The organism is Streptomyces sp. NPDC059452, assembly GCF_042750035.1.
Taxonomy (GTDB): domain Bacteria; phylum Actinomycetota; class Actinomycetes; order Streptomycetales; family Streptomycetaceae; genus Streptomyces.
The window spans coordinates 131796-155633 of record NZ_JBHYVE010000004.1; the positions used below are offsets into that span (position 1 = coordinate 131796).

24 protein-coding genes are annotated in these 23838 nt (G+C 72.8%); 12 read left to right on the forward strand and 12 right to left on the reverse strand.

Annotated elements, in window-relative coordinates; all coding sequences use genetic code 11:
• Positions 1-61: 61 nt before the first annotated feature.
• Positions 62-520 (forward strand): hypothetical protein, encoded by a 459-nt coding sequence (locus tag ACFW9Z_RS08155; protein WP_384636125.1) that lies wholly within the window; start codon positions 62-64, stop codon positions 518-520.
• Here ACFW9Z_RS08155 and ACFW9Z_RS08160 read toward each other — a convergent pair.
• Positions 477-1880: an SMI1/KNR4 family protein gene (locus ACFW9Z_RS08160; RefSeq protein WP_384636128.1), complete on the reverse strand. Its 1404-nt coding sequence runs from the start codon at positions 1878-1880 to the stop codon at positions 477-479. The genes ACFW9Z_RS08155 and ACFW9Z_RS08160 overlap by 44 nt on opposite strands.
• A gap of 99 nt (positions 1881-1979) precedes the next feature.
• Complete coding sequence (locus tag ACFW9Z_RS08165; RefSeq protein ID WP_384636130.1) at positions 1980-3200, reverse strand: amidohydrolase family protein; 1221 nt, start codon at positions 3198-3200, stop codon at positions 1980-1982.
• 332 nt (positions 3201-3532) lie between these two features.
• Between ACFW9Z_RS08165 and ACFW9Z_RS08170 the strand changes: the two genes are divergently transcribed.
• The 4 genes from ACFW9Z_RS08170 to ACFW9Z_RS08185 all read left to right on the forward strand — a co-directional run bounded on the left by ACFW9Z_RS08170 (position 3533) and on the right by ACFW9Z_RS08185 (position 7712).
• Positions 3533-6484: a BTAD domain-containing putative transcriptional regulator gene (locus ACFW9Z_RS08170; RefSeq protein WP_384636133.1), complete on the forward strand. Its 2952-nt coding sequence runs from the start codon at positions 3533-3535 to the stop codon at positions 6482-6484.
• Positions 6485-6689: 205 nt separating this feature from the next.
• Entirely contained in the window at positions 6690-6863 is a 174-nt protein-coding gene (locus ACFW9Z_RS08175) for a hypothetical protein (RefSeq protein WP_384636136.1), read from the forward strand.
• A 175-nt stretch (positions 6864-7038) separates the two neighbouring features.
• Positions 7039-7317 carry a hypothetical protein gene (locus ACFW9Z_RS08180; RefSeq protein ID WP_384636139.1) on the forward strand — a complete coding sequence of 93 codons (279 nt, stop codon included), beginning with the start codon at positions 7039-7041 and terminating at the stop codon, positions 7315-7317.
• Entirely contained in the window at positions 7314-7712 is a 399-nt protein-coding gene (locus ACFW9Z_RS08185) for a type II toxin-antitoxin system VapC family toxin (protein WP_384636142.1), read from the forward strand. The genes ACFW9Z_RS08180 and ACFW9Z_RS08185 overlap by 4 nt, the downstream gene beginning before the upstream one ends.
• A 12-nt stretch (positions 7713-7724) precedes the next feature.
• Here ACFW9Z_RS08185 and ACFW9Z_RS08190 read toward each other — a convergent pair whose 3' ends face one another.
• From ACFW9Z_RS08190 to ACFW9Z_RS08200, 3 genes are all read right to left on the reverse strand, one after another.
• Entirely contained in the window at positions 7725-8120 is a 396-nt protein-coding gene (locus tag ACFW9Z_RS08190) for a PIN domain-containing protein (RefSeq protein WP_384636145.1), read from the reverse strand.
• The gene (locus ACFW9Z_RS08195) at positions 8120-8413 is read right to left on the reverse strand and encodes a hypothetical protein (protein WP_384636149.1); all 294 of its coding nucleotides are present in this window, start codon (positions 8411-8413) and stop codon (positions 8120-8122) included. Before ACFW9Z_RS08195 ends, ACFW9Z_RS08190 begins: the two co-directional genes overlap by 1 nt.
• Positions 8414-8503: 90 nt before the next feature.
• The gene (locus ACFW9Z_RS08200) at positions 8504-10060 is read right to left on the reverse strand and encodes a FadD3 family acyl-CoA ligase (RefSeq protein WP_384636809.1); all 1557 of its coding nucleotides are present in this window, start codon (positions 10058-10060) and stop codon (positions 8504-8506) included.
• A gap of 103 nt (positions 10061-10163) precedes the next feature.
• On the opposite strand from ACFW9Z_RS08200, the gene ACFW9Z_RS08205 reads away from it, so the two are divergent.
• The 3 genes from ACFW9Z_RS08205 to ACFW9Z_RS08215 are packed head-to-tail and all read left to right on the forward strand — an operon-like array spanning position 10164 to position 12622.
• The gene (locus tag ACFW9Z_RS08205) at positions 10164-11312 is read left to right on the forward strand and encodes a lipid-transfer protein (protein WP_384636152.1); all 1149 of its coding nucleotides are present in this window, start codon (positions 10164-10166) and stop codon (positions 11310-11312) included.
• Between the two features lie 29 nt (positions 11313-11341).
• Complete coding sequence (locus ACFW9Z_RS08210; protein WP_384636155.1) at positions 11342-11833, forward strand: Zn-ribbon domain-containing OB-fold protein; 492 nt, start codon at positions 11342-11344, stop codon at positions 11831-11833.
• Positions 11834-11836: 3 nt separating this feature from the next.
• Complete coding sequence (locus ACFW9Z_RS08215) at positions 11837-12622, forward strand: enoyl-CoA hydratase/isomerase family protein (RefSeq protein ID WP_384636159.1); 786 nt, start codon at positions 11837-11839, stop codon at positions 12620-12622.
• 48 nt (positions 12623-12670) lie between these two features.
• On the opposite strand, the gene ACFW9Z_RS08220 is transcribed toward ACFW9Z_RS08215, so the two are convergent.
• Positions 12671-13195, reverse strand: a complete 525-nt coding sequence (locus tag ACFW9Z_RS08220) for a hypothetical protein (protein ID WP_384636162.1) — start codon at positions 13193-13195, stop codon at positions 12671-12673.
• 261 nt (positions 13196-13456) lie between these two features.
• Here ACFW9Z_RS08220 and ACFW9Z_RS08225 point away from each other — a divergent pair, with 261 nt between their 5' ends.
• Entirely contained in the window at positions 13457-14119 is a 663-nt protein-coding gene (locus ACFW9Z_RS08225) for a hypothetical protein (RefSeq protein ID WP_384636164.1), read from the forward strand.
• Positions 14120-14268: 149 nt separating this feature from the next.
• Here ACFW9Z_RS08225 and ACFW9Z_RS08230 read toward each other — a convergent pair whose 3' ends face one another.
• Together ACFW9Z_RS08230 and ACFW9Z_RS08235 are read right to left on the reverse strand one after the other, a co-directional pair.
• On the reverse strand, positions 14269-16692 hold the full coding sequence (locus ACFW9Z_RS08230; protein WP_384636167.1) for a PQQ-binding-like beta-propeller repeat protein: 2424 nt from the start codon (positions 16690-16692) through the stop codon (positions 14269-14271).
• Between the two features lie 248 nt (positions 16693-16940).
• The gene (locus ACFW9Z_RS08235; RefSeq protein ID WP_384636170.1) at positions 16941-17750 is read right to left on the reverse strand and encodes a VOC family protein; all 810 of its coding nucleotides are present in this window, start codon (positions 17748-17750) and stop codon (positions 16941-16943) included.
• Positions 17751-18140: 390 nt separating this feature from the next.
• Between ACFW9Z_RS08235 and ACFW9Z_RS08240 the strand changes: the two genes are divergently transcribed.
• Positions 18141-18788, forward strand: a complete 648-nt coding sequence (locus ACFW9Z_RS08240; RefSeq protein WP_026241229.1) for a TetR family transcriptional regulator — start codon at positions 18141-18143, stop codon at positions 18786-18788.
• A gap of 175 nt (positions 18789-18963) precedes the next feature.
• Here the strand turns inward: ACFW9Z_RS08240 and ACFW9Z_RS08245 are convergent, their stop codons facing one another.
• Complete coding sequence (locus tag ACFW9Z_RS08245; protein ID WP_384636173.1) at positions 18964-19461, reverse strand: nitroreductase/quinone reductase family protein; 498 nt, start codon at positions 19459-19461, stop codon at positions 18964-18966.
• On the reverse strand, positions 19461-20768 hold the full coding sequence (locus ACFW9Z_RS08250; RefSeq protein WP_384636176.1) for an acyl-CoA dehydrogenase family protein: 1308 nt from the start codon (positions 20766-20768) through the stop codon (positions 19461-19463). Before ACFW9Z_RS08250 ends, ACFW9Z_RS08245 begins: the two co-directional genes overlap by 1 nt.
• A gap of 164 nt (positions 20769-20932) precedes the next feature.
• On the opposite strand from ACFW9Z_RS08250, the gene ACFW9Z_RS08255 reads away from it, so the two are divergent.
• Positions 20933-22108 carry an acetyl-CoA acetyltransferase gene (locus ACFW9Z_RS08255; RefSeq protein ID WP_384636178.1) on the forward strand — a complete coding sequence of 392 codons (1176 nt, stop codon included), beginning with the start codon at positions 20933-20935 and terminating at the stop codon, positions 22106-22108.
• A 37-nt stretch (positions 22109-22145) separates the two neighbouring features.
• Here the strand turns inward: ACFW9Z_RS08255 and ACFW9Z_RS08260 are convergent, their stop codons facing one another.
• A complete protein-coding gene (locus ACFW9Z_RS08260) occupies positions 22146-22550 on the reverse strand; it encodes a type II toxin-antitoxin system VapC family toxin (RefSeq protein ID WP_384636181.1) in 405 nt (134 codons plus the stop codon).
• Positions 22543-22821 carry a type II toxin-antitoxin system Phd/YefM family antitoxin gene (locus tag ACFW9Z_RS08265; RefSeq protein ID WP_384636184.1) on the reverse strand — a complete coding sequence of 93 codons (279 nt, stop codon included), beginning with the start codon at positions 22819-22821 and terminating at the stop codon, positions 22543-22545. The genes ACFW9Z_RS08260 and ACFW9Z_RS08265 overlap by 8 nt, the downstream gene beginning before the upstream one ends.
• Before the next feature lie 142 nt (positions 22822-22963).
• On the opposite strand from ACFW9Z_RS08265, the gene ACFW9Z_RS08270 reads away from it, so the two are divergent.
• A complete protein-coding gene (locus ACFW9Z_RS08270) occupies positions 22964-23656 on the forward strand; it encodes a pyridoxal 5'-phosphate synthase (RefSeq protein ID WP_384636186.1) in 693 nt (230 codons plus the stop codon).
• Positions 23657-23838 lie beyond the last annotated feature (182 nt).

The window sequence follows — 23838 nt, forward strand, 5'->3', positions numbered from 1 at the left end:
CCGGGACGGTGGCCGCGAGAATGCGGGTGTGCCGGTGGTCGGGCGGTGCGAGTATCGGCAGGTGACCGGTGTCGAGGAACTGCTTGCCGCCGACCTGACCGGGAAGCGGCTGGTGCGGGTGACCACGGCCTGGCACCACTACGCCGACGACGAACCGACGCTCCTGCACCTGTGGCTGCGCCTGGAGGGGCTGGGCCCGGTCCTGTTCCACACCCCCGGGACCGGGCTGTCGCTGCGGGTCGACCCGCCGCACGGGCCGTACGCGATGGGCGAGCACGGCGAGGTCTCGGTGGTCGACGATCCGCCGGGCGTTCCGCTGACCCGGTTCGTCGGACAGCAGATCCGCTCGGTCCGGGAGATCGGCTACGACGACGGCCGTGTCGGCTTCACGGCCGGCCTCACGCTCCACTTCCCCGGCGGGGGCGTTCACCTGCGCGCTCTCGACGACGAGCTGGAAATCACCCCTGCCCGCCCGGCTACGCCAGGGGGCCGAGGTCTCCTTCGACGACGGTCTGGGTGATCCGGGGCCGGTCCCAGAGGGCCAGGATCTCGTTCGCGAGGGCCACGACGGGCAGGGGGTCCGGGTTGCCGTGGACCTCGATGGCCGCGGCCGACAGGCTGCGCGGTACGGCTCCGGCGTCGAGGAGAACGCGCCACTCCTCCGGGCCGAGCTTCAGGAACTCCAGCCCGGTGAGCCCGGTGATCTCCAGGGGGTCGGCCAGCGTGCCGGGGTAGGCGACGAGCGTACGCAGGCGGGGCAGCCCGATGACGGGGGCGAGGCTGAACGGCGCGCCGTCCCACACGCCGATGAACAGGACCTCCAGGGCGGGGTGGGCGGCGGCCTGGATGCTCTTCAGGCCGCCGATGTTGACCAACGCGACGGCAGGTGGCCGGTGACCGTGCCGACTGCCGGGCTCCTCCGGGACGGTACGGCCCAGCACCAGGTCGGTGAGGGAGTCGGCGACGAGTGCGGCGCCCGTCCTCTCCTCGTGGGAGAGCATGATGACCTGCCCCAGGTGGCCTCGGGGGCCGGGGGTCAGATCGACGGTCAGGAGGTCCCCGCCGCCGTTGTCACCGAAAACGATCCAGCCGGGCGATCCGACCAGGCCCTGCACCGGGGCGTCGGGCGGGGTGACGACCGCCTCCGTCGCCGCGAACTCCCAGGGGCAGTAACGGGACGGCGCGTCGGCGACGTACAGGTCGTCGAGGTCCAGGAGGTCGCAGCCGACCGCTTCCCACACCCGCTCCGCCGCCTCGTAGTCGCCGCCGAAGTCTTCCCACCGCGCCCTGGTCACCCGGTAGAGCGCCTTGAGCTCGTCGGGCAGCGTGACGCCGAGGCGCGCCTCGGCGGCGGCGATCTCCTCCTCCGTCGCGCCGACGACGTCCGGCAACCGTTCGCGCAGCGTCCGCTCCAGCAGTCCCGGGTCCGCCGAAGGGGCCGCGACCGCCCCGGGCACCGGATCAGGGAGGCGGCGCCAGGGCTCGGCAAGGGAACCGTCGACCAGGACGAGCGCCCCCGGGCGGGTGCCGATGCCGGGTTCCACGGCCGGGCTGGACCCCAGCAGGCGGAGCACGGTCCGCCCGGTCGGCTGGATCTCGGCCACGAACGGGATCTCGTCGACGCCGATGTCCGCGAGCGCGCCCCGCACCCGCTCCACCGCGTCGGACTCCTCCCGCTCGTCCTCCACTTGGGCCGCCCGGCCCGGCGGCGGCAGCCGTCGCTCCAGGGCCAGGCTCCAGCCGTGCAGACCGATGCTTCCCTCCACCCGGACAGACCGGTCGGCCTGCCTCTGTGGCCGGCCGGCCAGCAGGAGCCGCAGCACGGGCTCCCAGGTCGCGAAGTCGTATATGGATGCCGCGCGGGGCCCCTGATCAACCATGCGCAGACCCTACGCGGCACCACTGACATCCCCTGTCGCCCGGGCGCGTGCTCCCCGGTACGCGCTCCTCCGGGTACGTGCTCCTCCGGGACGTACCCCCTACGCCCCCGCCCAGAGCCCGTCCTCCGTCAGCCCCAGCAGGTCGATCGCGTTGCCCCGGACGATGCGGTCCACGACGTCCGGGGCGAGGTGCCCCATCTGGGCCTCGCCGACCTCGCGGGACTTGGGCCAGGTGGAGTCGGAGTGCGGGTAGTCCGTCTCGTACAGAACGTTGCCGACCCCGATCGCGTCCAGGTTCCGCAGCCCGAAGGCATCGTCGAAGAAGCAGCCGTAGACGTGCTCGGCGAACAGCTCGGACGGCGGGCGGTGGACCTTGTCGGCGACGCCGCCCCAGCCGCGGTTCTCCTCCCAGACGACGTCCGCGCGTTCCAGGATGTACGGGATCCAGCCGATCTGGCCCTCCGCGTACATGATCCGGAGGTTGGGGAAGCGTTCGAACTTGCCGCTCATCAGCCAGTCGACCATCGAGAAGCAGCAGTTGGCGAAGGTGATGGTGGAGCCGACGGCGGGCGGGGCGTCGGCGGAGGTGGACGGCATCTTCGACGAGGAGCCGATGTGCATGGCGATGACGGTCCCGGTCTCGTCGCAGGCCGCGAGAAACGGATCCCAGTCGTCCGCATGTATCGACGGAAGCCCGAGATGGGGAGGTATCTCGGAGAACGCGACCGCGCGCACGCCCCGGGCCGCGTTGCGCCGGACCTCGGCGGCGGCGAGCTCCGCGTCCCAGAGCGGTACGAGGGTGAGCGGGATGAGGCGGCCGTGCGCCTCGGGGCCGCACCACTCCTCCACCATCCAGTCGTTGTACGCGCGCACCCCGAGCAGCCCCAGCTCGCGATCCTTCGCTTCGGTGAACGTCTGGCCGCAGAAGCGCGGGAAGGTCGGGAAGCAGAGGGCGGACTGGACGTGGTTGACGTCCATGTCGGCGAGCCGGTCGGGGACCGAGAAGGAGCCCGGCCGCATCTGCTCGTAGGTGATGATCTCCAGCTTGATCTCGTCCCTGTCGTAGCCGACGGCGGTGTCCAGGCGGGTGAGCGGCCGGTGCAGGTCCTCGTAGACCCACCAGTCGCCCACCGGGCCGTCGTCGCCCGGCGCACCCATCACGGGTGCGAACTTTCCGCCCAGGAAGGTCATTTCCTTCAGGGGTGCGCGGACGACGCGCGGGCCGGAGTCCGCGTACCTGGACGGGAGCCGGTCCCGCCAGACATGAGCGGGCTCCACCGTGTGGTCGTCCACCGAGATGATCTTCGGGAAGGTCTCCATGCATCCCACGGTAGCGCCGATCTGACGAACCGTCAGCTATCTGTTCTCCATCGGTGCCGCACACGGTTCCCGAATCGTTGTCGAAGCCTTGTGCAGAGCGTCACCCACTGCTGACGGGGCCGCCCGCGACAAGGCAGACTGTTGAGCGCGATACCAGCGGTACCGAGCAATCCGGATGCACAACCGCTTTCGGCACTCCGGCGCACGGGCGGACGACGCACAGGCGGCGGACGGCGGACGGTGGCGGCGGGGCTTCCGGGCGCGGGCACGGGCACCACCGGCAGGACCCGCTAAAGAGCGGGGCCGGCAGGCGAGCAGGACAGGGGGCATCAATGGACCGTGACCACGGGCCACGCGTGCGCGTACCGGAGCAGCGTGCTCCGGGGGAACCGGGGGCCGCCGACTCCCTCAGGTTCACCGTCCTGGGTCCCGTACGGGCATGGCGCGGGGCGGAATCGCTCCCCTCCGGCTCCCCCCAGCAGCGTGCCCTGCTGGCCGCGCTGCTCCTGCGCGAGGGCCGGACGGCCACGGCGAGCGAGCTGATCGACGCGTTCTGGGGCGAGGAGCCGCCCTCGCAGGCGCTGGCCACCATCCGTACGTACGCCTCCCGGCTCCGCAAGATCCTGGGGCAGGACACCCTGGTGAGCGAGTCCGGCGGGTACGCGATCCGGATCGGCCGGGGCGCCCTCGACCTCACCCTGGCGCAGGACCTGGCCGTCGAGGCGGAGAAGGCCCGCGCGGGTGGCGACCGCGCCCAGGCCCGGGCGCTGATCAACAAGATCCTCGGGCTGTGGGCGGGCGAGGCGCTGGCCTCGGTGCCGGGGCCGTACGCGGAGAACCAGCGGGCCCGGCTGGAGGAGTGGCACCTCACGCTCACCGAGACCCGGCTCGATCTGGACCTGGAGGTCGGGGACCACGCGGAGGCCGTCTCCGAGCTGACCGCGCTCACGGCGGCCCACCCGCTGCGGGAGAGGCTGCGCGAGCTGCTGATGGTGGCGCTGTACCGCAGCGGGCGGCAGGCGGAGGCGCTGGCCGTGTACGCGGACACCCGCCGGCTCCTCGCCGAGGAGCTGGGGGTGGACCCGCGCCCCGAACTGGCCCAGCTCCAACAGCGCATCCTGCGGGCCGACGAGGAGCTGGCCCGCCCGGCGGACGAACCGGCCCCGGCGCCCGCGCCGTTGAAGCCCGCGCAACTTCCGGCGACCGTACCGGACTTCACGGGGCGGGGCCCCTTCGTCCGGGAGCTGGGCGCCCAACTGGCCACCGCCGACGGTTCGGTGATGGCGGTCTCCGCGCTGGCCGGGATCGGCGGGGTCGGCAAGACGACGCTGGCCGTCCACGTCGCCCACCAGGCCCGCCCGCACTTCCCGGACGGCCAGCTGTACGTGGACCTCCAGGGTGCGGGGGCCAGGGCGGCGGAGCCGGAGACGGTGCTGGGCTCGTTCCTGCGGGCGCTCGGCACGGCGGACTCGGCGATCCCGGACACCCTGGACGAGCGGGCGGCGCTCTACCGCTCGACGCTGGACGGCCGCCGCGTGCTGGTCCTGCTGGACAACGCCCACGACGCGGCCCAGATCCGCCCGCTGCTGCCCGGGACGCCCGGCTGCGCGGCCCTGGTGACGAGCCGGGTGCGGATGGTCGACCTGGCCGGGGCGTATCTGGTGGACCTGGACGTGATGTCGCCGGAGGAGGCGCTCCAGCTCTTCACCCGGATCGTGGGCGCCGAACGCGTCGGCGCGGAGCGGGAGGCGGCCCTCGATGTGGTGGCCGCCTGCGGTTTCCTGCCCCTCGCCATCCGCATCGCCGCCTCCCGTCTTGCCGCCCGCCGCACCTGGACGGTCTCCGTCCTCGCCGCCAAGCTGGCCGACGAGCGCCGCCGCCTGGACGAGCTCCAGGCGGGCGACCTCGCGGTCAAGGCCACCTTCGAACTCGGCTACGGCCAACTGGAACCGGCCCAGGCCCGCGCCTTCCGCCTCCTGGGCCTCGCGGACGGCCCGGACATCTCCCTCGCCGCCGCGGCGGCCCTGCTGAACCTGGAGCCGCACACGGCGGAGGACCTCCTGGAGGCCCTGGTCGACACCTCCCTCCTGGAATCGGCCGCCCCGGGCCGCTACCGCTACCACGACCTCGTACGCCTCTACGCGCGTGCCTGCGCGGAACGCGACGAACAGCCCGCGGAGGGGCAGGCGGCCCTCTCCCGGCTGCTGGACTTCTACCTGGCCACGGCGGCGGGGGTGTACGCGCTGGAGCGGCCGGGGGACCGGCTGGTGAACCATCTGGAGCCCACGGAGCACGCGGGCCTCACGTTCAGCGACCGGCACGCGGCGCTGGACTGGCTGTACACGGAGGCGACCAACCTCCTCGCCTGCGTACGCCAGGTGGCTCGTCCGGCCACCCTGCGCCGCGCGGTGGACCTGCTGTACGCCGCCCTGGACCTGGGCGAATCGGGAGCCAACGCCAAGCAGTACGAGGCCGCAGCCGTGACGGTCCGCGAGGCCGCCCGGGAGTGCGGCGACCCCCGGACGGAAAGCCGCGCCGTCATGTCGCTGGCCAACGCCCACCAGTTGGCGGGCCGGTTCGACCACGCGGACCGGGAGGCGGAGGAGGCGATGCGGCTGGCCGAGACCGCTCAGGACCTGCTGGCGGGCAGCTGGGCGGCCAACGCCCGCGGCATCATCGCGCTCTACCACAACCGCCATGAGGACGGCGAGGCCTTCCTGAACCAGGCGATAGACGCGTTCCGCAGCGACGGGAACCGCCCGGGGGAGGCGAGCGCCCTGTGCAACCTCTCCCGCATCCACCTCGCCACGGGTCGTACCGGGAGCGCCATCACCATCGCCCGGTCCGGCATCGAGATCTACGACTCGCTCGGCCACGCCCTGCGCGGCGCGAACGGACGCTACGCCCTGGGCATGGCACTGACCCAGAGCGGTGAGTTCGCGGCGGCCACCGACAAGCTGACCGAGGCGCTGGAGATATTCCGGGACAGCAGGCAGCGGCTGTGGGAGGGGATGACCCTGTTCCGGCTGGCCGAGGTGGAGATCGCGTCGGGCCAGCCCGCGCAGGCCGCCCAGTACGCCGAGCTGGCGCTGACCGTCCTGCGGGGCATCGGCGGCGCATGGCGGCGGGGGAACGTGCTGACCGTCCTGGGGCGCGCGCTGGCCGGTATAGGACAGACCGGTCGCGCCCAGGTCTGCTGGAACGAGGCGCTGGCCATCTACGACGGTCTCGGTTCGCCGGAAGCGGCCGACGTCCGGTCGCTGCTGACGACCACGGCGGCCTGAGCACAGGCGCGTTCATCGTTCGTTTATCGCCGCCCGGCACGATCGGCCCTGTCGATCCGTCGCGTCGGGGGGCAGACGGGGGCGACATCGGCCGCGCTACTAAGGTGAGCGGCCCTGAGAGGCCCGTCCGGCAGTCCACGGGGGAACAGCCGGACGGGCCTCACCAACCCACTGCGCACCGCACGAAGAGAAGGAGTTGACCACCATGGCCGACGCCACGAAGAAGGACCCGGTCTTCAAGCCCGCCGACCAGCACGCCACCGGCGAGCCGACCGGAGCGGTCACCAACAGGGACCAGCACGCGACCGGCGAGCCGACCGCCCCGGTCACGACTCAGGACCAGCACGCCACGAGCGAACCCCTCAAGCGCAAGAAGTAGACCTTCACGAGGGGGGTACGGGGGAGCAGTCACGGCGGCGCCGAGGGGGAGCCGTCGCGACTGCCGTACACCGAGGGGCCCGGGCCTGGGGATGGGCTCGGGCCCCTTGGGTGTGCGGGGGCGGTGGGAGTCCACCGCCCCCGCCTTATAGCATGGAAAATGCTAAAGTCGAGCCATGGCTGAAGCCCCTGACTTCCCTCCCGGAGACGGCCCCAGCAGCGGCATCTCCGTCTCCCTCACCGCCGGGACCCTCCACGCGATCCGCGAGCGGGTCGGCAAGCGAGGGGTCTCCGCGTACCTTGAGGCGGCCGCGCAGCGGCAGATCGAACGCGACAACCTGGACGAGCTGCTCGCCGACTTCGAGAAGGCCAACGGCCCCGCCGACCCCTCCTCGGTGACCGACAAGCGCGCCAAGCTGACGACCAGCCCGCCCGAGGCCGGAGCGGCCGCGTGAGCGGTGCCCTGGTGCTCGACAGCGAAGGGCTGACTCAGGCCGTCCTGAGGAGCCGCGAGGCGCAGGAGTGGCTGGAGGCGGCCCGTGCCGCCGACCTCCCGGTCATCACCTCGGCAGTGATCCTGGCCGAGGTGATCCATCCGCGCATCAATACCGCCGCGCTCAACTGGACGCTGTCCCGCTTGCGCGTCGAACCGGTCAGCCAGGCCATCGCGCAATCCGCCGCGACCCTGCTCATGGATGCCGGTCTGCACGGCCACAAGTACGCCATCGACGCACTGCTCTGCGCGACCGCCCTGGCGCACCCGGGGCGCATCACGGTCCTGACCTCCGACGTCGAGGACATCGGGCTCCTCACCGTCGGCCACGCCCGCGTGACGGCGGAGAAGATCTGACGGTCCGGACTCCTACAGCCCTCTCACCTGCACCCGTGGCGCGCACAGCTTGGTCAGGTCGTCCGCGTCGGACGTGAAGACGACCGCGGGCCCGCGCTGCCGGTTCGCGATCGCGGCGAGGGCTGCGTCGATGGCGTATTTGTGCCCGTGCAGACCGGTCGCCCGCAGGAGCCGGATCGCGTCGTCCGCGATCTCCTTGGTGACGGGCTCGACGACGACGCCGGACATCGCCCAGTCCCACACCGGACGCCGGATCTTGCTGTGGTAGGCCTCGATCAGGGTCATCGAGCTGGTCACCACCCGGATGCCCGCCCGGTGGGCATCCTTGAGGCGGCTCTTCATCTCCGCGTTGCCGAGTGCCGCCCGCGAGACGGCCTCGCAGTCCAGTACGTACGAGATCTCCGGCATCAGGCAGCCGCCGCGTTCCGGCGCTCGGGCCCGGCCGGTGCCTCGTCCGCCGCCCGGTCGGCGAACCACTGCTCGATCTCGCGCCGCTCGGCCTCGGCGGCGGCCAGGTCCGCGTCGGTGACGGGGCCGTACTCGCCCTCCAGGCGCTCCACCAGCTCCCCCAGCCGGTCGTGCTCGCGCTGGCGCTCTATGGCCCGCGTGACATACGCGCTGAAGGCGCCCGGGCCGACCTCCGCCCGGATCTCCTCCGCAAGCTCCTCCGGCAGGGTGACCGTGTACTTCTTGGTTGCCATACTTACGACCATACCGCCGGGTCGCGGCGACGGCCCCCGCCCGTTCACTCCATCCGGTGAAGCCGAACAGAGGTACCCGGCGGACCCGCCCTACCCCCGCCCCCGCAGCTCCCCCTTCACCACCTTCCCGCTCGCGTTGCGCGGGAGCTCCGGGACGAACTCCACCGCCCTCGGCACCTTGAAGTTCGCCATCTCGCGGCGGGACCAGGCGATCAGGTCGTCCGCCGTCACCGTGGCGCCCCGGCGGCGGACCGCGTACGCCTTGCCGACCTCGCCGAGGCGGGGGTCGGGGACGCCGATGACCGCCACGTCGGCGATGTCCGGGTGGAGGCCGATGAGCTGTTCGATCTCGGCCGGGTAGGCGTTGAAGCCGCCCACGATGAACATGTCCTTGATCCGGTCCGTGATCCGCAGGTTGCCCGCCCCGTCCAGGACGCCGATGTCGCCGGTGCGGAGCCAGCCGTCCGGGGTGATCGTGGCGGCCGTGGTCTCCGGGTCCTCGAAGTAGCCGGTCATGACGTTGAAGCCGCGGACCTGGATCTCCCCGGGCGCCCCCGGCTCGGCGAGGACGCGGACCTCCGTGCCGGGGATCGCGCGGCCGGACGTGGTCGCCACGGTCTCCGCCGGATCGCCCCGGCGGCACATCGTGACGATGCCGCTCGCCTCGGAGAGGCCGTACGCCGTGAGGACCGTGGCGATGCCGAGCTCGGTGCGCAGGCGCTCCACCAGCCGGAGGGGGATCACGGCCGCGCCCGTCACCACCAGGCGCAGGGCGGAGAGGTCGTGGGAGTCGCGGGCCGGGTGGTTCAGGAGGGACTGGTGGAGGGTGGGCGGGCCGGGCAGGACGGAGATGCGCTCGGCCGCGATGTTCGCCAGCACCGTGTCCACGTTGAACACCGGCTGCGGGACCATCGTGGCGCCCCGCATCAGGCAGGCGATGATCCCCGCCTTGTAGCCGAAGGTGTGGAAGAAGGGGTTCACGATCAGGTAGCGGTCGCCTGCGCGCAGGCCCGCCAGCTCGCTCCAGATCTCGTATGCGCGCAGCGTCTGGGCATGGGTGATCACCGCACCCTTGGGGGCGCCCGTGGTGCCCGAGGTGTAGATGAGGTCGGAGGGGTCAGAGGGGCGGATGGCGGCCTCCCGTTCCCGTACGGCTGAGGGCGGCACCCCCTCGCCCGCCGCCAGGAACTCCGGCCAGCTCGTGTAGTCCTCGGGGGCCGTGTCCGCCAGCACCACCACCCGCTCCAGGTCCGGCAGCCTCACCTCCGACCGGCGCAGGGACGCCACGTACGACGTGCCCAGGAACGTGCCGGTGACGAAGAGCAGCCTGGCCCGGCTGCGGCGCAGGATGTGGGCCGCCTCCGTGCCCTTGAAGCGGGTGTTGAGGGGGACCAGCACCGCTCCCGCGCTCACTGCCCCGAGCGCGGAGACGATCCAGTCCAGCGTGTTCGGGGCCCAGATCGCGACCCGGTCGCCCGGCTCCACCCCGGCCGCCATGCACGCGGCCGCGGCGCGCTCCACCCGGTCGCCGAGTTCGGCGTACGAGAGGCGGGTGCGGCCGTCGGCCACCGCCTCGGCCGGTCCGTACCGCTCGGCCGCCGCCCGTACCAGCCCCGGGATGCTGCCCCACTCCTCGTCGCCCCGCATCACGCGCCCGCCTTCCCGCCGCCGCCGCACTAGCTGACTATCCGTCAGATTAGCGGTAGCCTCTGCCGCTGTCAGCAGGCTCGACGGTGCGGGAGGTTGGCGGATGGCGACGCTCAAGGACGCGACAGCGATAGCCGGGATCGGGCAGACGGCGTTCGCGAAACGGCTCCCGGAATCCGAGAAGACCCTCGCCTGCCGGGCGATCCTGGCCGCCCTCGACGACGCGGGCATCGCACCCTCGGAGGTCGACGGCTTCGCCTCGTACACGATGGAGGAGACCGACGAGGTGGAGGTCGCCAAGGCGATCGGCGCCGGGGACGTCACGTTCTTCTCCAAGGCGGGATACGGAGGTGGTGGCTCCTGCGCCACCCTCGGCCATCTCGCCGGAGCCATCGCCACCGGCCAGGCGAGCGTCGGGGTGGCCTGGCGGTCCCGTAAACGCGGTTCCGGACCCCGGCCGTGGAAGAACACCGCCGTCCAACTCCCCACCCCCGCCCAGTGGACCCGGCCCTACGGGCTCCTGCGGCCCGCCGACGAGATCGGGATGCTGGCCCGGCGCTACATGCACGAGTACGGGGCCACCCGCGACCATCTCTTCAACGTGGCCCTCGCCTGCCGCAACCGGGCCAACCAGAACCCGGCCGCGATCATGTACGACCGTCCGCTGACCCGCGAGATGTACATGACCTCCCGGTGGATCAGTGAACCCCTCTGCCTCTTCGACAACTGCCTGGAGACAGATGGGGCGTTGGCGTGTGTCATCGTCTCCGCCGAGCGCGCCCGCGACTGCCGGCAGCGGCCCGTCTATCTGCACTCCGTCGCCCAGGGGCTGCCCGCCCAGCACCACGGGATGGTCAACTACTGGAACGACGACCCGCTCACCGGACCCGCCTGGACCGCCGCCCGACAGCTGTGGAAACAGGCCGACTTCGGGCCGGACGACATCGATGTGGCCCAGATCTACGACGCGTTCACCCCGCTCGTCCCGCTCTCCCTGGAGGGGTACGGCTTCTGCGGTCGCGGCGAGGGCGGTGCGTTCACCGAGGGCGGGGCGCTGGAGAGCGGGGGGCGGCTGCCGGTCAACACCGGGGGCGGCGGGCTGAGCGAGGCGTACGTCCATGGGTTCAACCTCATCACCGAGGGCGTCAAGCAACTGCGGGGCACCGCCACCGCCCAGGTGCCGGACGCCGCCACCTGCCTGGTCACGGCCGGTGAGGGCGTGCCGACATCCGCTGTACTGCTGCGGAACTGAGGAGTTGAGGAGTTGTCGAGGAGGTGGGTATGAACGATTCTCTGTTGCTTCCCGTCATGGACGAGGACGGCGCACCCTTCTGGGAGTACGCCGCCCGGGGCGAACTCCGCGTCCAGGCCTGCGCCTTGGCCGCCTGCGGCGAACTGCGCTTCCCGCCCCGGCCCTGCTGCCCGCGCTGCGGGTCGTTCGACAGCGAGTGGCGGGCGATGAGCGGGCGCGGACGGCTCTGGTCGTACGTCGTCCCGCACCCGCCGCTCCTCCCCGCCTACGCCGAACAGGCCCCGTACAACGCGGTGGTGGTGGAGCTGGCCGAGGCCCCGCACATCCGGCTGGCCGGGAACGTGGTCGCCTCCGCCGACGCACCGCTGAACTCGGTGGACCCGGCGCGGCTGCGGATCGGGGCGCCGGTGCGGGCGGTCTTCTGCGCGGTGGGGGCGGGGGGCGGCGCCGAGGCCGAGGCAGGTGCCGCGCCGGACCCCAAGGCCGGTGCCACGCTCGTACGCTGGCTGCTGGAGCGGTGAGCGATGGCTCTGCGCATCGAGCGGGGGGCGGCCCCCGGGGTCGCGCTCGCCTCCCTGGACCGGCCGGAGAAGCTCAACGCGATCGATCTGGAGACTGCCGAGGAACTCGGCTCGCTGTGGCGAGAGTTGCGGTACGACGAGTCGGTGCGGGCCGTCGTCCTCACCGGGTCCGGCACCCGCGCCTTCTGCACCGGGATCGACCGGGGCGTGGACGTGCCGCAGCCCCCGTCCCCGTACGCCGTCGACGACCCCCTCCTCCATATCGGGCCCAAGGCGAACGACCTCTGGAAGCCGGTGGTCGCGGCCGTGGAGGGGATGGCGTGCGGCGGGGCGTTCTACCTGCTGGGCGAGGCGGAGTTCATCGTCGCCTCGCGCGAGGCGACCTTCTTCGACCCGCACACGACGTACGGGATGGTCTCGGCGTACGAGGCCATCGCGATGGCCCAGCGGATGCCGTTCGGGGAGGTGGCCCGGATGGCCCTGATGGGCACGGCGGAAAGGGTCAGCGCCGAGCGGGCGTACGCGGTCGGGCTGGTCAGCGAGGTGACGGAGCCCGGGGGCGCGGTGGCGGCGGCGCTGCGGTCGGCGGCGGTGATCGCCGGGTACCCGACCGAGGCGGTGCAGGGCACGGTCCGGGCGGTGTGGTCGGCGCGGGAGGCCGCCCGTACGCAGGCGATGGCCCAGGCGCCCGCCCTGATCGCGCTCGGGAACCTGGCCCCGGAACGGCAGGCCGAGCTGTTCGCGGGGCGGCGGGATGGGGGCGGGGGCGGGGAGCCCAGGGTTCGGTGAGGGCGGTGAGGGTGGGTGGTTGGCTTCCTGCCCGTAAAGGCCCTCTTCTCAGAGCAGTTGCGCTGTTACCTCGCATCGCTTGACCCGGGAGACCTTGCCGGGGCTGTCCATCCGCACGGTGAGGTTGCGGGTGTCGCCGTAGTCGAGCGTCGTCGTGGTCTCGGCGGTGTCGACGGTGTTCCCGCGGGCGTCGAGGAAGGTCACGTCGACCTCGTACCTCTGCGGGCCGATCTCGTTGGAGCGCAGCTCGATGACGGACGCGGTGACCGCCTTGCGCTTGCCCTTGCGGGGCTGGGCACAGCGGATCACCCGGACGTCGGGGGCGTCGGATGCGGTGGGTGTCGGGGTTCCGTAGGAGCCGGACGAGCCGGAGGAGGAGGTGTCGTCGTTGTCGTTGTCGTAGTTGTGGCGGTAACCGCTGTTGCTCTTCTTGGAGCTGGAGCAGCCGCCGCCCGAACTGCTGCCGCCCTTGCTCTTGCCGCTCCTGCCCCCGCTGGTGGACGTCGAGAATCCGGTGAGCGCGAGCACCACCACGACCAGGAGCGCCGCGAGCTTCATCTGTCGCCGCATCATGGATGCAGCCCCCCTTGTTGTCCGTCGGCGTTGTCCGTCGACGTAGTCCGTCTGCCTTCGTACTGCCGTCCCACAGCATGCCGGATGCCGCCGCCCTGTAGGTCATGGCCCTGTCACGGTCCCGTCATGGTCCGCGGCCCGGCGCATCCGCGTGGCGGGGGGCGGGTGGCGGGTGGAGGCATCCGCGTGGCGGGGGTGATCGGCCGGGCGTAGCGTCGGCCGTGCGGGGGGGTGTTCGCCGTACGCCGTTGGAGGCTGACGATGATCCGCAACATCCTCGGCTCACTCGTCGCCCTCGCCGGGGCCGCGTCCGCCGTGCTGAGCCCGTTCCGCGACTGGTACGACGGGCGGGCGGGGCGGGACTACCGGGTGCAGGACCTCTTCGGGGGCATCACCGCCACGGAATCGGGGGTGCTGGTCTCGATCCTGCTGCCGTTCCTGGGCGCGGCGGTGCTGGTGATCGTGGGGGTGGTGCTGCGGTCGCGGCTCGTGGTCGCGCTCGCGGGGGTGGTGGTGCTCGGCTTCACGATCCTGTGGATGGTCCGCCAGGGGCAGGCGGCGGGGTCGCTGGTGGTGGGCGGGGACGGGGCGGGGTTGCAGGTGGGGGTGGCGAACGCGGCTGCGGGTGGGGTGCTGATGCTGATCGGGGCGTTGTTGATGACGGGACGGGGGCGGAGGGACCGGCCGGTGCCGGAGCCGTACGCCGCGCCTGCGGCGGATCAGGTGGACACCTGGCCTCCTACGCAGGAGCCGGGGATGTCCGTGCAGACGTCGCCCTGGCCGGAGCCGGAGGTGGACCCGTATGTGGGGCCGGATCCCCATGATCCCCGTACGCGGTCGTATCCGCAGGCGCCGCCGCCGCGGGGTGGTCCCGGTGACCCCCGGGATCCGGTGCATCCGCCTCGGCGGCCACCGGAGTCGTGACGGCCACCCCCGTCGAGGGTTCCGTCCTCAAACGCCGGACGGGCTGGGATGTCCGGGGCTCCGGCCCCCTCGGAGCCAACCCGCCACCCCTGAACGGTTCCGTCCTCGAACGCCGGACCGGCTGGGATGTCCGAGGACGGAACCGGGGCTCAGGTGCGGGCCCTGTTCCCCGTGCCCGTGCCCTTCAGCGCGTCCAGCGCGTATACGCAGCGGTCCTTGCTGCACGCGTACACCACGCCCGCCTGCGCCACCGGGGAGCCCGTGATCTCGCCGCCCGTGGCCAGTTTCCAGCGGAGCTGGCCGCCTGCCGCGTCCAGGGTGTACAGCACGTGGTCCGCCGAGCCGAAGTGGACGCGGCCGTCCGCCACGACCGGGGAGCCCACCACGTCGCCGCCCGCCGCGAAGCGCCACTTCGGGGTGCCGGTGACCGCGTCCAGGGTGTAGAGCGCGCTGCCGCTGCCCACGTGGACGTTGCCCACCGCGACGAGCACCGGTTCCAGCGAGGCGCGGGCCTCCGTGGCGATGCGCCAGCGGTCCTTGCCCGTCGTCGCGTCGAGCGCGTACACCGTACCGAGGTAGTCCGCGAGGTAGACCCCGCCCCCGGTGACCGCCGGGCCCGGCGCGAACGCGGGCGGGGAGAGGAAGACCGCCGGGGACTCGAAGTGCCAGCGCACCCGGCCGGAGACGGTCTCCACGGCCAGCACGCGGGTGCCCGCCGCGATGTAGACGTAGCCGTCCGGGGCCGGGGTGACCCGGACCGGGACGCCACCGCAGGAGGCCGCGTCGCCGATCGGGTACGACCAGCGCTCCAGGCCCGTACGGGCGTCCAGCGCGCGCAGCCGGGCGTCCTGCCAGACGTAGACCGTGCCGTCGTGGATGACCGGCGCGGCCTCCGCCGTCTCGAAGTCGCTCTGGACCCCGGTGATCTCCCACAGCTTGTCGCCGTTGGACGCCTCCCACCCCTGGACGCCGCCGCCCCGGGTCGCGGTCAGGACCGTGCCCCGGTCGGCCTTGAGCGCGTACACCCAGGCGTCGGTCCGGAGCCGCCACTGCTCGGTGCCGGTCGCCGCGTCCAGCGCGTACAGGGACGGGCCGTCCGAGGCGTGGATCCGGCCGCCCTCCACCGCCATCGCCCAGGCCACGTCCCGGGTCTTGAACTGGCGCCGCCCGTTGCCCACGTCCAGCGCGTGGATCTCGAAGGACGTCACGTACAGCAGGTCACCGAAGACGACCGGCGTCCCCCACACGTCGTTGGACATGCGGAAGCGCCAGGGCCGCCACCGGTCGGGGGCGGCGGGCGGTGCGGTGTCCGGGGAGGGACCCGGGGCCGGTACGGGGGCGGTGGGCGCGGCGGGCGAACCGGCCGCGCCGTTCAGCCCGGCGGGCGGGCGGACCCAGCCCGTCGCGGCGGCCGGATGCGCGGCGGCGGCACCGCGCCCCTCCCCCGCACGCGGCCCGGGCCCGATCGGCACCTTCGCGCCGGGCAGGTGGACGGGGCCGCCGTCCGGGGCCGGGGCGGACGGCGGGGCGGAGACCGGCGCGGGCGAGGAGCGCGGGGAGGGCGAGCGCAGATCGCCGCCGCTGCGCCAGTCGGGGCCCCGGTCCGGAGCGCGCTCCGGGGCGTGCGGGGGCTGCGGAGGGCGCGGCGGGGGCGCGGAAGGGACCGGCGGGGCGGTACGGCCGCCTCCCCGGCGCCGTTCGATCATGGCGGTGGCCTGCGAGGGCAGCCAGGCCGACGCCGTACCGCTGTCGTCACTGCCCGAGGCGAAGAGGTGCGGGGAGAGCTGGGCCTGGAGGTCGGCGGGGCTGGGCCGCCGGGCGGCGTCCATCTGCATGCAGGACTCGATCAGCGGCCGCAGGTCGTCCGGCAGCCCTTCCAGGTCGGGCCCCTCACGCAGCAGCATGAACACCGTCTCGACCGGGTTGGCCCCGTGGAAGGGGGCGTGGCCGGTGGCGGCGAAGACCAGGGTGGAGCCCAGCGAGAAGATGTCGCTGGCCCCGGTGACGCTGCGGGAGTCCCTGGCTTGCTCGGGCGACATGTACGCGGGGGTGCCGACGGCCACGTTCGTCATGGTCAGGCGGGTGTTGGAGACGCCGGACGCGATGCCGAAGTCGATGACCCGGGGGCCGTCCTCCACGACGAGGACGTTGGAGGGCTTCATGTCGCGGTGGACGAGCCCGGCGCCGTGGATGGACTGGAGGGCCTCGGCGATGCCCGCCGCCAGCCAGCGCACGGCCTGGGTCGGCATGGGGCCGCACTCGTTCACTATTTCTTCGAGCGAGGGCGCGGGCACATAGGCGGTGGCCAGCCACGGCACGGCGGCGCGCGGATCGGCGTCGACCACGGCGGCGGTGTAGAACCCGCTGACCGCGCGGGCGGCCTCCACCTCGCGCGTGAAGCGGACCCGGAAGAGCTGGTCCTCGGCGAGCTCCGTACGTACCGTCTTGATCGCCACCCGCCGGCCCGACGCCGACCGGGCGAGATAGACCAGCCCCATGCCGCCGGCCCCGAGCCGTCCCAGCACCTCGAACGGGCCGATCCGTCTCGGGTCGTGCTGCGTCAGCTGCTCCATCACGTGCCTGCCACCTCCCCCTACTGGCCTCAGGAACGAAGCCCGCGAACTACCGCCCGTCACCGCCCGGTGCGATTCCCGGCCTGCGCAGCGTCTCACCGCTGGGCACCACCTGGCGGTGCACCCTGATTCTTCCTGGCTCGGGCGCCGGTTGCGAACCCGGGGGCGGATGGGGGTGTCTCATGTCACTTCGGCCGATTCTCGCCCACACCGGTACGCGGCGGGAGCTCGACGGGGGTGCGAGGAGGTTACGGAAGCAGCTCGTTCGGCTGGAGTACGGCGAAGAGGGCGCCCTGGTCGTCGTGGAGGACCGCCATCCGCCCGTAAGGGATGTCGAAGGGCGGTGCGGAGACCCGGCCGCCGAGCTGTACGGCGAGTTCGGCCGCCGCCTCGCAGTCGGCGACGGCGAAGTAGGTGAGGAAGTAGCTGGGCAGCTCGGCGGGGAACGCGTCCGTGATGACGCTGCGGCCCCCCACGGCGGTGTCCGGGCCGGGCTCGGTGCCCTCGGGCGACCACATCCGGAAGTCGACCAGCGCCTCGGCGTCGCCGGAGACGTCGTGGCCCGCCTCGTCCAGGTCGGTGCCCCGGAAGCCGAAGACCTTCTCGTAGAAGGGGTCCACGCTCTCCGGCCGCCGGGTGTGGACCTCGGTCCAGCAGAAGGAGCCGGGCTCGTTCTGCTTCTCGAAGCCCGCGCGCTCCTCCGGCTGCCAGAGGCCGAAGACCGCCCCTCCGGGGTCCGCCGCCTGCGCCACGATCCCGGCCCGGCCCGCCCGTACGGGGTCGGTGATGATCTGGCCGCCGTGTTCGCGGATCGCTGCGACGGTGGCCCGGATGTCGTCGGTGGCGAAGTAGACGCCCCAGGCGGTCGGCATCCGCCCGTCCTTCTTGGCGGCGAGGGCGGCGACGAGCCTGCCCCCGCTCAGGGCGTCCGCGAAGGGCATGCCGTCGCCCGCGCGGAAGGTCCAGCCGAAGAGGCCGCCGTAGAAGCGCTTGCCCGCTTCGAGATCGGAGAGCTGCACGTCCGCCCAGCACGGTGCCGAGTGCGCGAATGCGGCCATGGGGCCCGGTCCTTCCGTCGCGGTTCCGTCGCGGCCCCGTCGCCGTGACGCCCGTCACAGTCAACGTAACGTCGCACCCGGCCCCGCGCGCCCCGGCGGACGCCGAACGCCCCCATAGGGGAACATTTACTCGGATAGTGAAGGCGCGGGCACCGCATGGACGAAAGTTGTCCACCGAAGTTGTCCACAGGCTGTTGATAACACTTTCGGCCGTACGGATGGCCGGGGCGCGCGGCTGGAATCAGCCCACGGGGACGGGCACTCGTACGCACCCGGCGGCCGCGGCCGAAAACATTCGCCCGGTGCCCCTCGCACCCCGCCGGTACTGCGGCGTTCCCCATTTGCAGTCGGCCGAATCGCGCTCCCATCGCCCCTCGGTAAGCTGACGGCATGACAGGACAAGTACGTACCGTCGACGGCCGCGTGGCCGGTCGACGCGGTCAGGCGACGCGGCAGAAGCTGCTCGACTGCCTCAGCGAGATGCTCAGCTCCTCGCCGTACCGGGACGTCAAAGTCATCGACGTCGCCCGGAAGGCCGGGACTTCACCCGCGACTTTCTACCAGTACTTCCCCGACGTGGAGGGCGCCGTCCTCGAAATCGCCGAGGAAGTGGCCAAGGAGGGTGCCGGACTGACCGAACTGGTCGCCGGACGCCCCTGGGTCGGCAAAGCCGGCTGGCAGACGGCCGAGGAACTCGTCGAAGGATTCCTCGACTTCTGGCGCCGCAACGACGCGATCCTCCGCGTGATCGACCTCGGCGCCGCCGAGGGGGACAAGCGGTTCTACAAGATCCGCATGAAGATCCTGAACTCGGTCACCAACTCCCTCACCGATTCGGTGAAGGAGCTCCAGGCCAAGGGCAAGGTCGACAAGGACATCAGCGCCGCCGCGATGGCGGGCTCTCTGGTCGCGATGCTGGCCGCGGTCGCCTCGCACCAGAAGGGGTTCACCACCTGGGGTGTGAAGCAGGCCGAACTGCGCCCGAACCTGGCGCTGTTGGTGCACCTCGGCATCACCGGCAAGAAGCCCACGAAGTAGCCCACCGGCACGCCCCACCGGCACGTCCTGTCTCACCGACGGCGGACCACCATGCACCTCTGCCAGTGGTCCGCCGTCGGCGTTCCCGGGCGGTACGAACCGGAGAGCGGGCGTCGGCGTATCCGGGCGGCACGAACCAATGGGAACCATGGGCGGTACGAACCCACGGGAGGCGCTACCGCCGTTCCAGCCGGAAGAGGCGGATCTGCCGTTCCACCCGCGCCTGGTACGCCGCGTACGGGGGCCAGAACGTCAGCGCCACCCGCCACACCTCCTCCCGCTCCGCCCCCTCCAGCAGCCGCGCGCGCACCGGGATGTCCCGGCCCCGCCAGCTGATGACGGCCTCCTCCGGGCGGGCCAGCAGGTTGGCGGTCCAGGCCGGATGCCCGGGACGGCCGAAGTTGCTGCCGACCAGGACCCAGGTGCTCTCCGCCTCCCCCTCCGGCATACAGGCCAGCGGGGTCACCCTCGGCCGCCCGCTGCGCGCCCCCGGCACCGTCAGGACGAGCCCCGGCAGCATCCGGGCGCTGGGCAGCACCTTGCCCCGGGTGAGGCGGTGCACGGTGCGGTCCAGGGCGGGGACGACATGCGGGGCGATCCTCGCGAAGGCGCGGGTGGAGGAGACCTTCTGGATGAGCCGGGCGGCCCGGGAGGGGGCCTGGGTGCGGGCCATCAGACGGCCGCCCCGTGCGCGAGACCATCCGTCGTTACGGCCCCGTGCACGACGCCCGCCCCGGGCGCGGCCCCGAACAGCCCGGCCTGCCCCGCCGCGTGGTCGCGCAGCCGGTGGACGGGCCCGAAGAGCAGCTCGTCCGCCGCCGCCCGCTTCACGTACAGATGCGCCTCGTGCTCCCAGGTGAAGCCGATACCGCCGTGCAGCTGTACGGCCTCGCCGGCGACGATCCGGGCCGCTTCCAGTGCCTGGGCCAGCGCGAGGGGGCCCGCCGCCGGGTCCCAGGCGGCGTAGTACGCGGCGGACCGGGCCGCCTCCACCCGTACGTACAGGTCGGCGAGGCGGTGTCTGACCGCCTGGAACGACCCGATGGCCCGGCCGAACTGCTCGCGCTCCTTCACGTACGCCACGGTCCGCTCCAGCGCGCCCGCCGCCGCGCCGACCGCTTCGGCGGCGAGGACGGCGGCGGCGGTACGCCCGGTGGCGGCGAGCGCGCCGCAGACGTCCGGGGCGTCATCCGCCCCGAGCAGTTCGGCTGCGGTGTCACGCAGTTCGACACGGGCGAGGGGCCGGGTCTCGTCCATGGAGGTCAGCCGGGTACGTGTCAGCCCTTCGACCGGGGCGGACACTCCGGCAGGCCCCTCGGCGGACACCCCGGCAGCCCCCTCAGTGGGCACTCCGGCAGACCCCTCGGCGGGCACCAGGAAGAGGAACGTCCGGCTCCGTGGATAGCCCCCGGTGTGGGCGGCGACCAGGAGGAGCCCGGCGCTGTGCCCGTCGAGCACCCGGTCCGCCTCCCCGTAGAGCCGCCACTCGCCACCGTCCGGGGATCTGCGGGCCTGGACGCCCCCCGCCCGGCCGCCGCCCGCCCAGGCGGCGGACCGGTTGTCGGCGGTGAGGCCGAGGGCGGTGGCCATCGACCCGCCGGGGACGGCGAGGGCGGCGGTCAGGGTCCCGTCGGCGATCCGGGGCAGCAGCTCGGCGCGCTGCCGCGGGGTGCCCAGGGCGGCGATCAGGGGCGCGGCGAGTACGGCGGTGGCGAGCAGCGGGGAGGGCAGCAGGGCGCGGCCCGTCTCCTCGCAGGCGAGGGCCAGCTCGGTGGCGGTGCAGCCGGCACCGCCGTACTCCTCCGGCAGCGCGAGCCCCGGCAGCCCGAGCTCCCGGGCGAGCCGGTGCCACAGGGCCGGGTCGTGGCCTTCGGCGGTCCGCACAGCGGCGCGGACCTCGCCGGGCCCGCTGTGCTTGGTGAGCAGTTCGCGCAGGGTGCGGCGGATCTCGTTCTGCTCCGCGGTGAAGGCGGCGTCCATCGTCGGGCTCCTCCCCTCAGGAACCGGAACGGCTCCCGATCTGACGATCCGTCACATTAGTTGCGGGGCAAGCAGATTCCCAGAGTCCCGCACACGGACAGAGGTTCGGAAGCCGCACGCATCACACGGTTGCACCCACCATTATCTGATGTACCGTCAGATTCATGTCCGCCTCCCACTGCCCCCGCAAGGTCGCTGTCGTCGGCATCTCCCTCTCCGACTGCGGACGCGTCGACGACGCCACGCCGTACGCCCTGCACGCCCAGGCGGCCCGGCGCGCGCTCGCCGACTCCGGCCTGGACCGCTCGGTGGTCGACGGCTTCGCCTCCGCCGGGCTGGGGATGCTGGCCCCGGTGGAGGTGGCGGAGTACCTGGGGCTGCGCCCCACCTGGGTCGACTCCACGGCGGTGGGCGGCGCCACCTGGGAGGTGATGGCCGCCCATGCGGCGGACGCCATCGCGGCGGGGAGGGCCGGGGCCGTGCTCTTGGTCTACGGGTCGACGGCCCGCGCCGACATCAAGGCGGGCCGCCGCACGTCGAACCTGTCGCTCGGGGCGCGGGGGCCGTCACAGTTCGAAGTCCCGTACGGGCACAGCCTGATCGCCAAGTACGCGATGGCCGCGCGCCGCCATATGCACGAGTACGGCACCACGCTGGAACAGCTCGCCGAGGTGGCGGTGCGGGCACGGGCGAACGCGGCGGCCAACCCGGAGGCGATGTTCCGCGACCCGATCACGGTGGACGACGTCCTCTCCGGCCCCATGATCGCGGACCCGTTCACCAAGCTGCACTGCTGCATCCGCAGCGACGGGGGATGCGCGGTGCTGCTGGCCGCCGAGGAGTACGTACCGGACACCGCGAAGGCGCCGGTCTGGATCTTGGGCACCGGGGAGCACATCTCCCACGCCACGATGTCGGAGTGGGAGGACTTCACGGTCTCCCCCGCCGCCGTCTCGGGCCGCCTGGCCTTCGAACGGGCCGGGGTGCGCCCCGCCGACATCGACCTGGCGGAGATCTATGACGCGTTCACGTACATGACGCTGGTGACGCTGGAGGACCTGGGCTTCTGCGCGAAGGGGGAGGGCGGCGCGTTCGTCGAGAAGGGCCGCACGGGCCTGCGCGGCGAGCTCCCGGTGAACACGGACGGCGGCGGCCTCTCCGCCTGCCACCCCGGGATGCGCGGCCTGTTCCTGCTGGTGGAGGCGGTACGCCAACTACGCGGCGAGGCCGGCCCCCATCAGGTCCACAAGCCCGGAGGCCGCCTCCCGGAGCTGGCGGTGGCGTCGGGAACGGGTGGCTGGTTCTGCTCGTCGGGGACGGTGGTGCTGGGGCGGGGGTGAGGGGACGAGAAGGCCGGGTGGGCAGGGCCCCCCCTCCTCACAACCCGACGACTGTGACCGCACTCTCCAGGCCCTTGAAGTCGTCGGCGTTCCGCGTGTAGAGCGGCAGATCCCGAACCGATGCGATGGACGCGATCATCAGGTCCAGGCGTCGCGGCCGAGGATCACGCCGGGCCGCGAGGACGAGAGCGACGAGCGTCCCGTAGCGCGCGGCGGCGTCGGCATCGAAGGGGAGCGGTTCGAAGTCGGCCACGGCTGCCCCCAGCTTCTCCATCCGCGCGGCCCGCACCAGCGGGTCCTTCGCCATGGCCACCCCCTGCTGGAGTTCGGCCAGTGAAACGGCCGTCAGGACGGGCAGCACGGGCAGCCTCTCCGGCTCCAGTACATCGAGGTCGATGTACGTACAGGTATCGAGCACCCCTGCCCGGTGCCGCTCAGCCACCCTTGCGCTCCCATACGTCATCGTCGCCCACGCGGTCCTCCGCGCCGAAGAACTCGTCCGCCTCGCGGCGCAGCGCCGCCCCGTCCACCCGGGGCAACCGCCGGTGCCGGGCCACGAGCTCCTCGGCGCTGAGCTGCCGCTTGCGGCTGAGGGGGCGCAGTTCGGCGACCTCTATGCCGTTCCGGGTGATGTGGAAGGTCTCACCGCCCTCCACCGCGTCCATGACCTCCGCGGACTTGTTGCGGAACTCCCGCTGCGTGATGGTCCTCATGGACCCACCGTAGCGTGGCGTGTCTCATCGCGCTACAGGGCTCGGACAGGTCGGACAGGCCCGTACGGGTCCACCGGACAGCGACGTACGGGTCCACCGGACAGCGACGTACGGGTCCACCGGACAGGGCCCATACGGTCCAATGGCCCCCATGAGCGACCGCACCCCGCACTCCTTCCCCGACCTCCTCCACGCCCAGCGCGTCTGGGACACCGAGCTGCCGTCCTTCGACCCGGCGACCGCCCCGCCCGCACCCGTCCCCCTCTTCCACTCCTGGTTCGCCGGGGCCGTGGCGGCCGGGCAGCCGGAGCCGCACGCGATGACGCTGGCCACGGCGGACCCCGAGGGCCTCCCCGACGTACGCACCCTGCTCCTCCACGGCGCCGACGAGCGCGGCTTCCACTTCGCCTCGCACGCCACCAGCGCCAAGGGCCACCAGCTCGCCGCCCGCCCGTACGCCGCACTCGGCTTCTACTGGCCCGCACAGGGGCGGCAGGTACGGGTCCGGGGTCCCGTCGCCCGCTGCACCCCGGCCGAGAGCCACGCCGACCTGCACGCCCGCTCCACCGGAGCCCTCGCCGCCGCCCTGACCGGGACCCAGAGCGAGGTCGTGGACTCCGTGGCCGCCCTCCACCGGGCGGCGGACGCGGCCTGGGAGCGGGCGCGGGCGGAACCGGACGCCGAGGCTCCGACCTGGACCCGGTACGTGGTCGCGCCGGCCGAGGTCGAGTTCTTCCAGGGCGACACCCGCCGCCGCCACATCCGGCTGCGCTACCGCCGCGCGGAGAGCGGTACGGAGACCGGCGCCTGGACCCGCGAACTGCTCTGGCCCTGACGCCCCGGGCACCCACCGAAAAAATCCGAACTCCGCGCGTGGAACATCTCGACCGGCCGGACCTACACCGTGACGAGCCGCATGGACGACGGCTCCCGTGCCGCTTGGAGGGGATGTGGAGCAGCAGACGCCATCGGACGGTGTCGGGCGGGAACCGGCTTCCACGGCGGGGGTTCCACAGA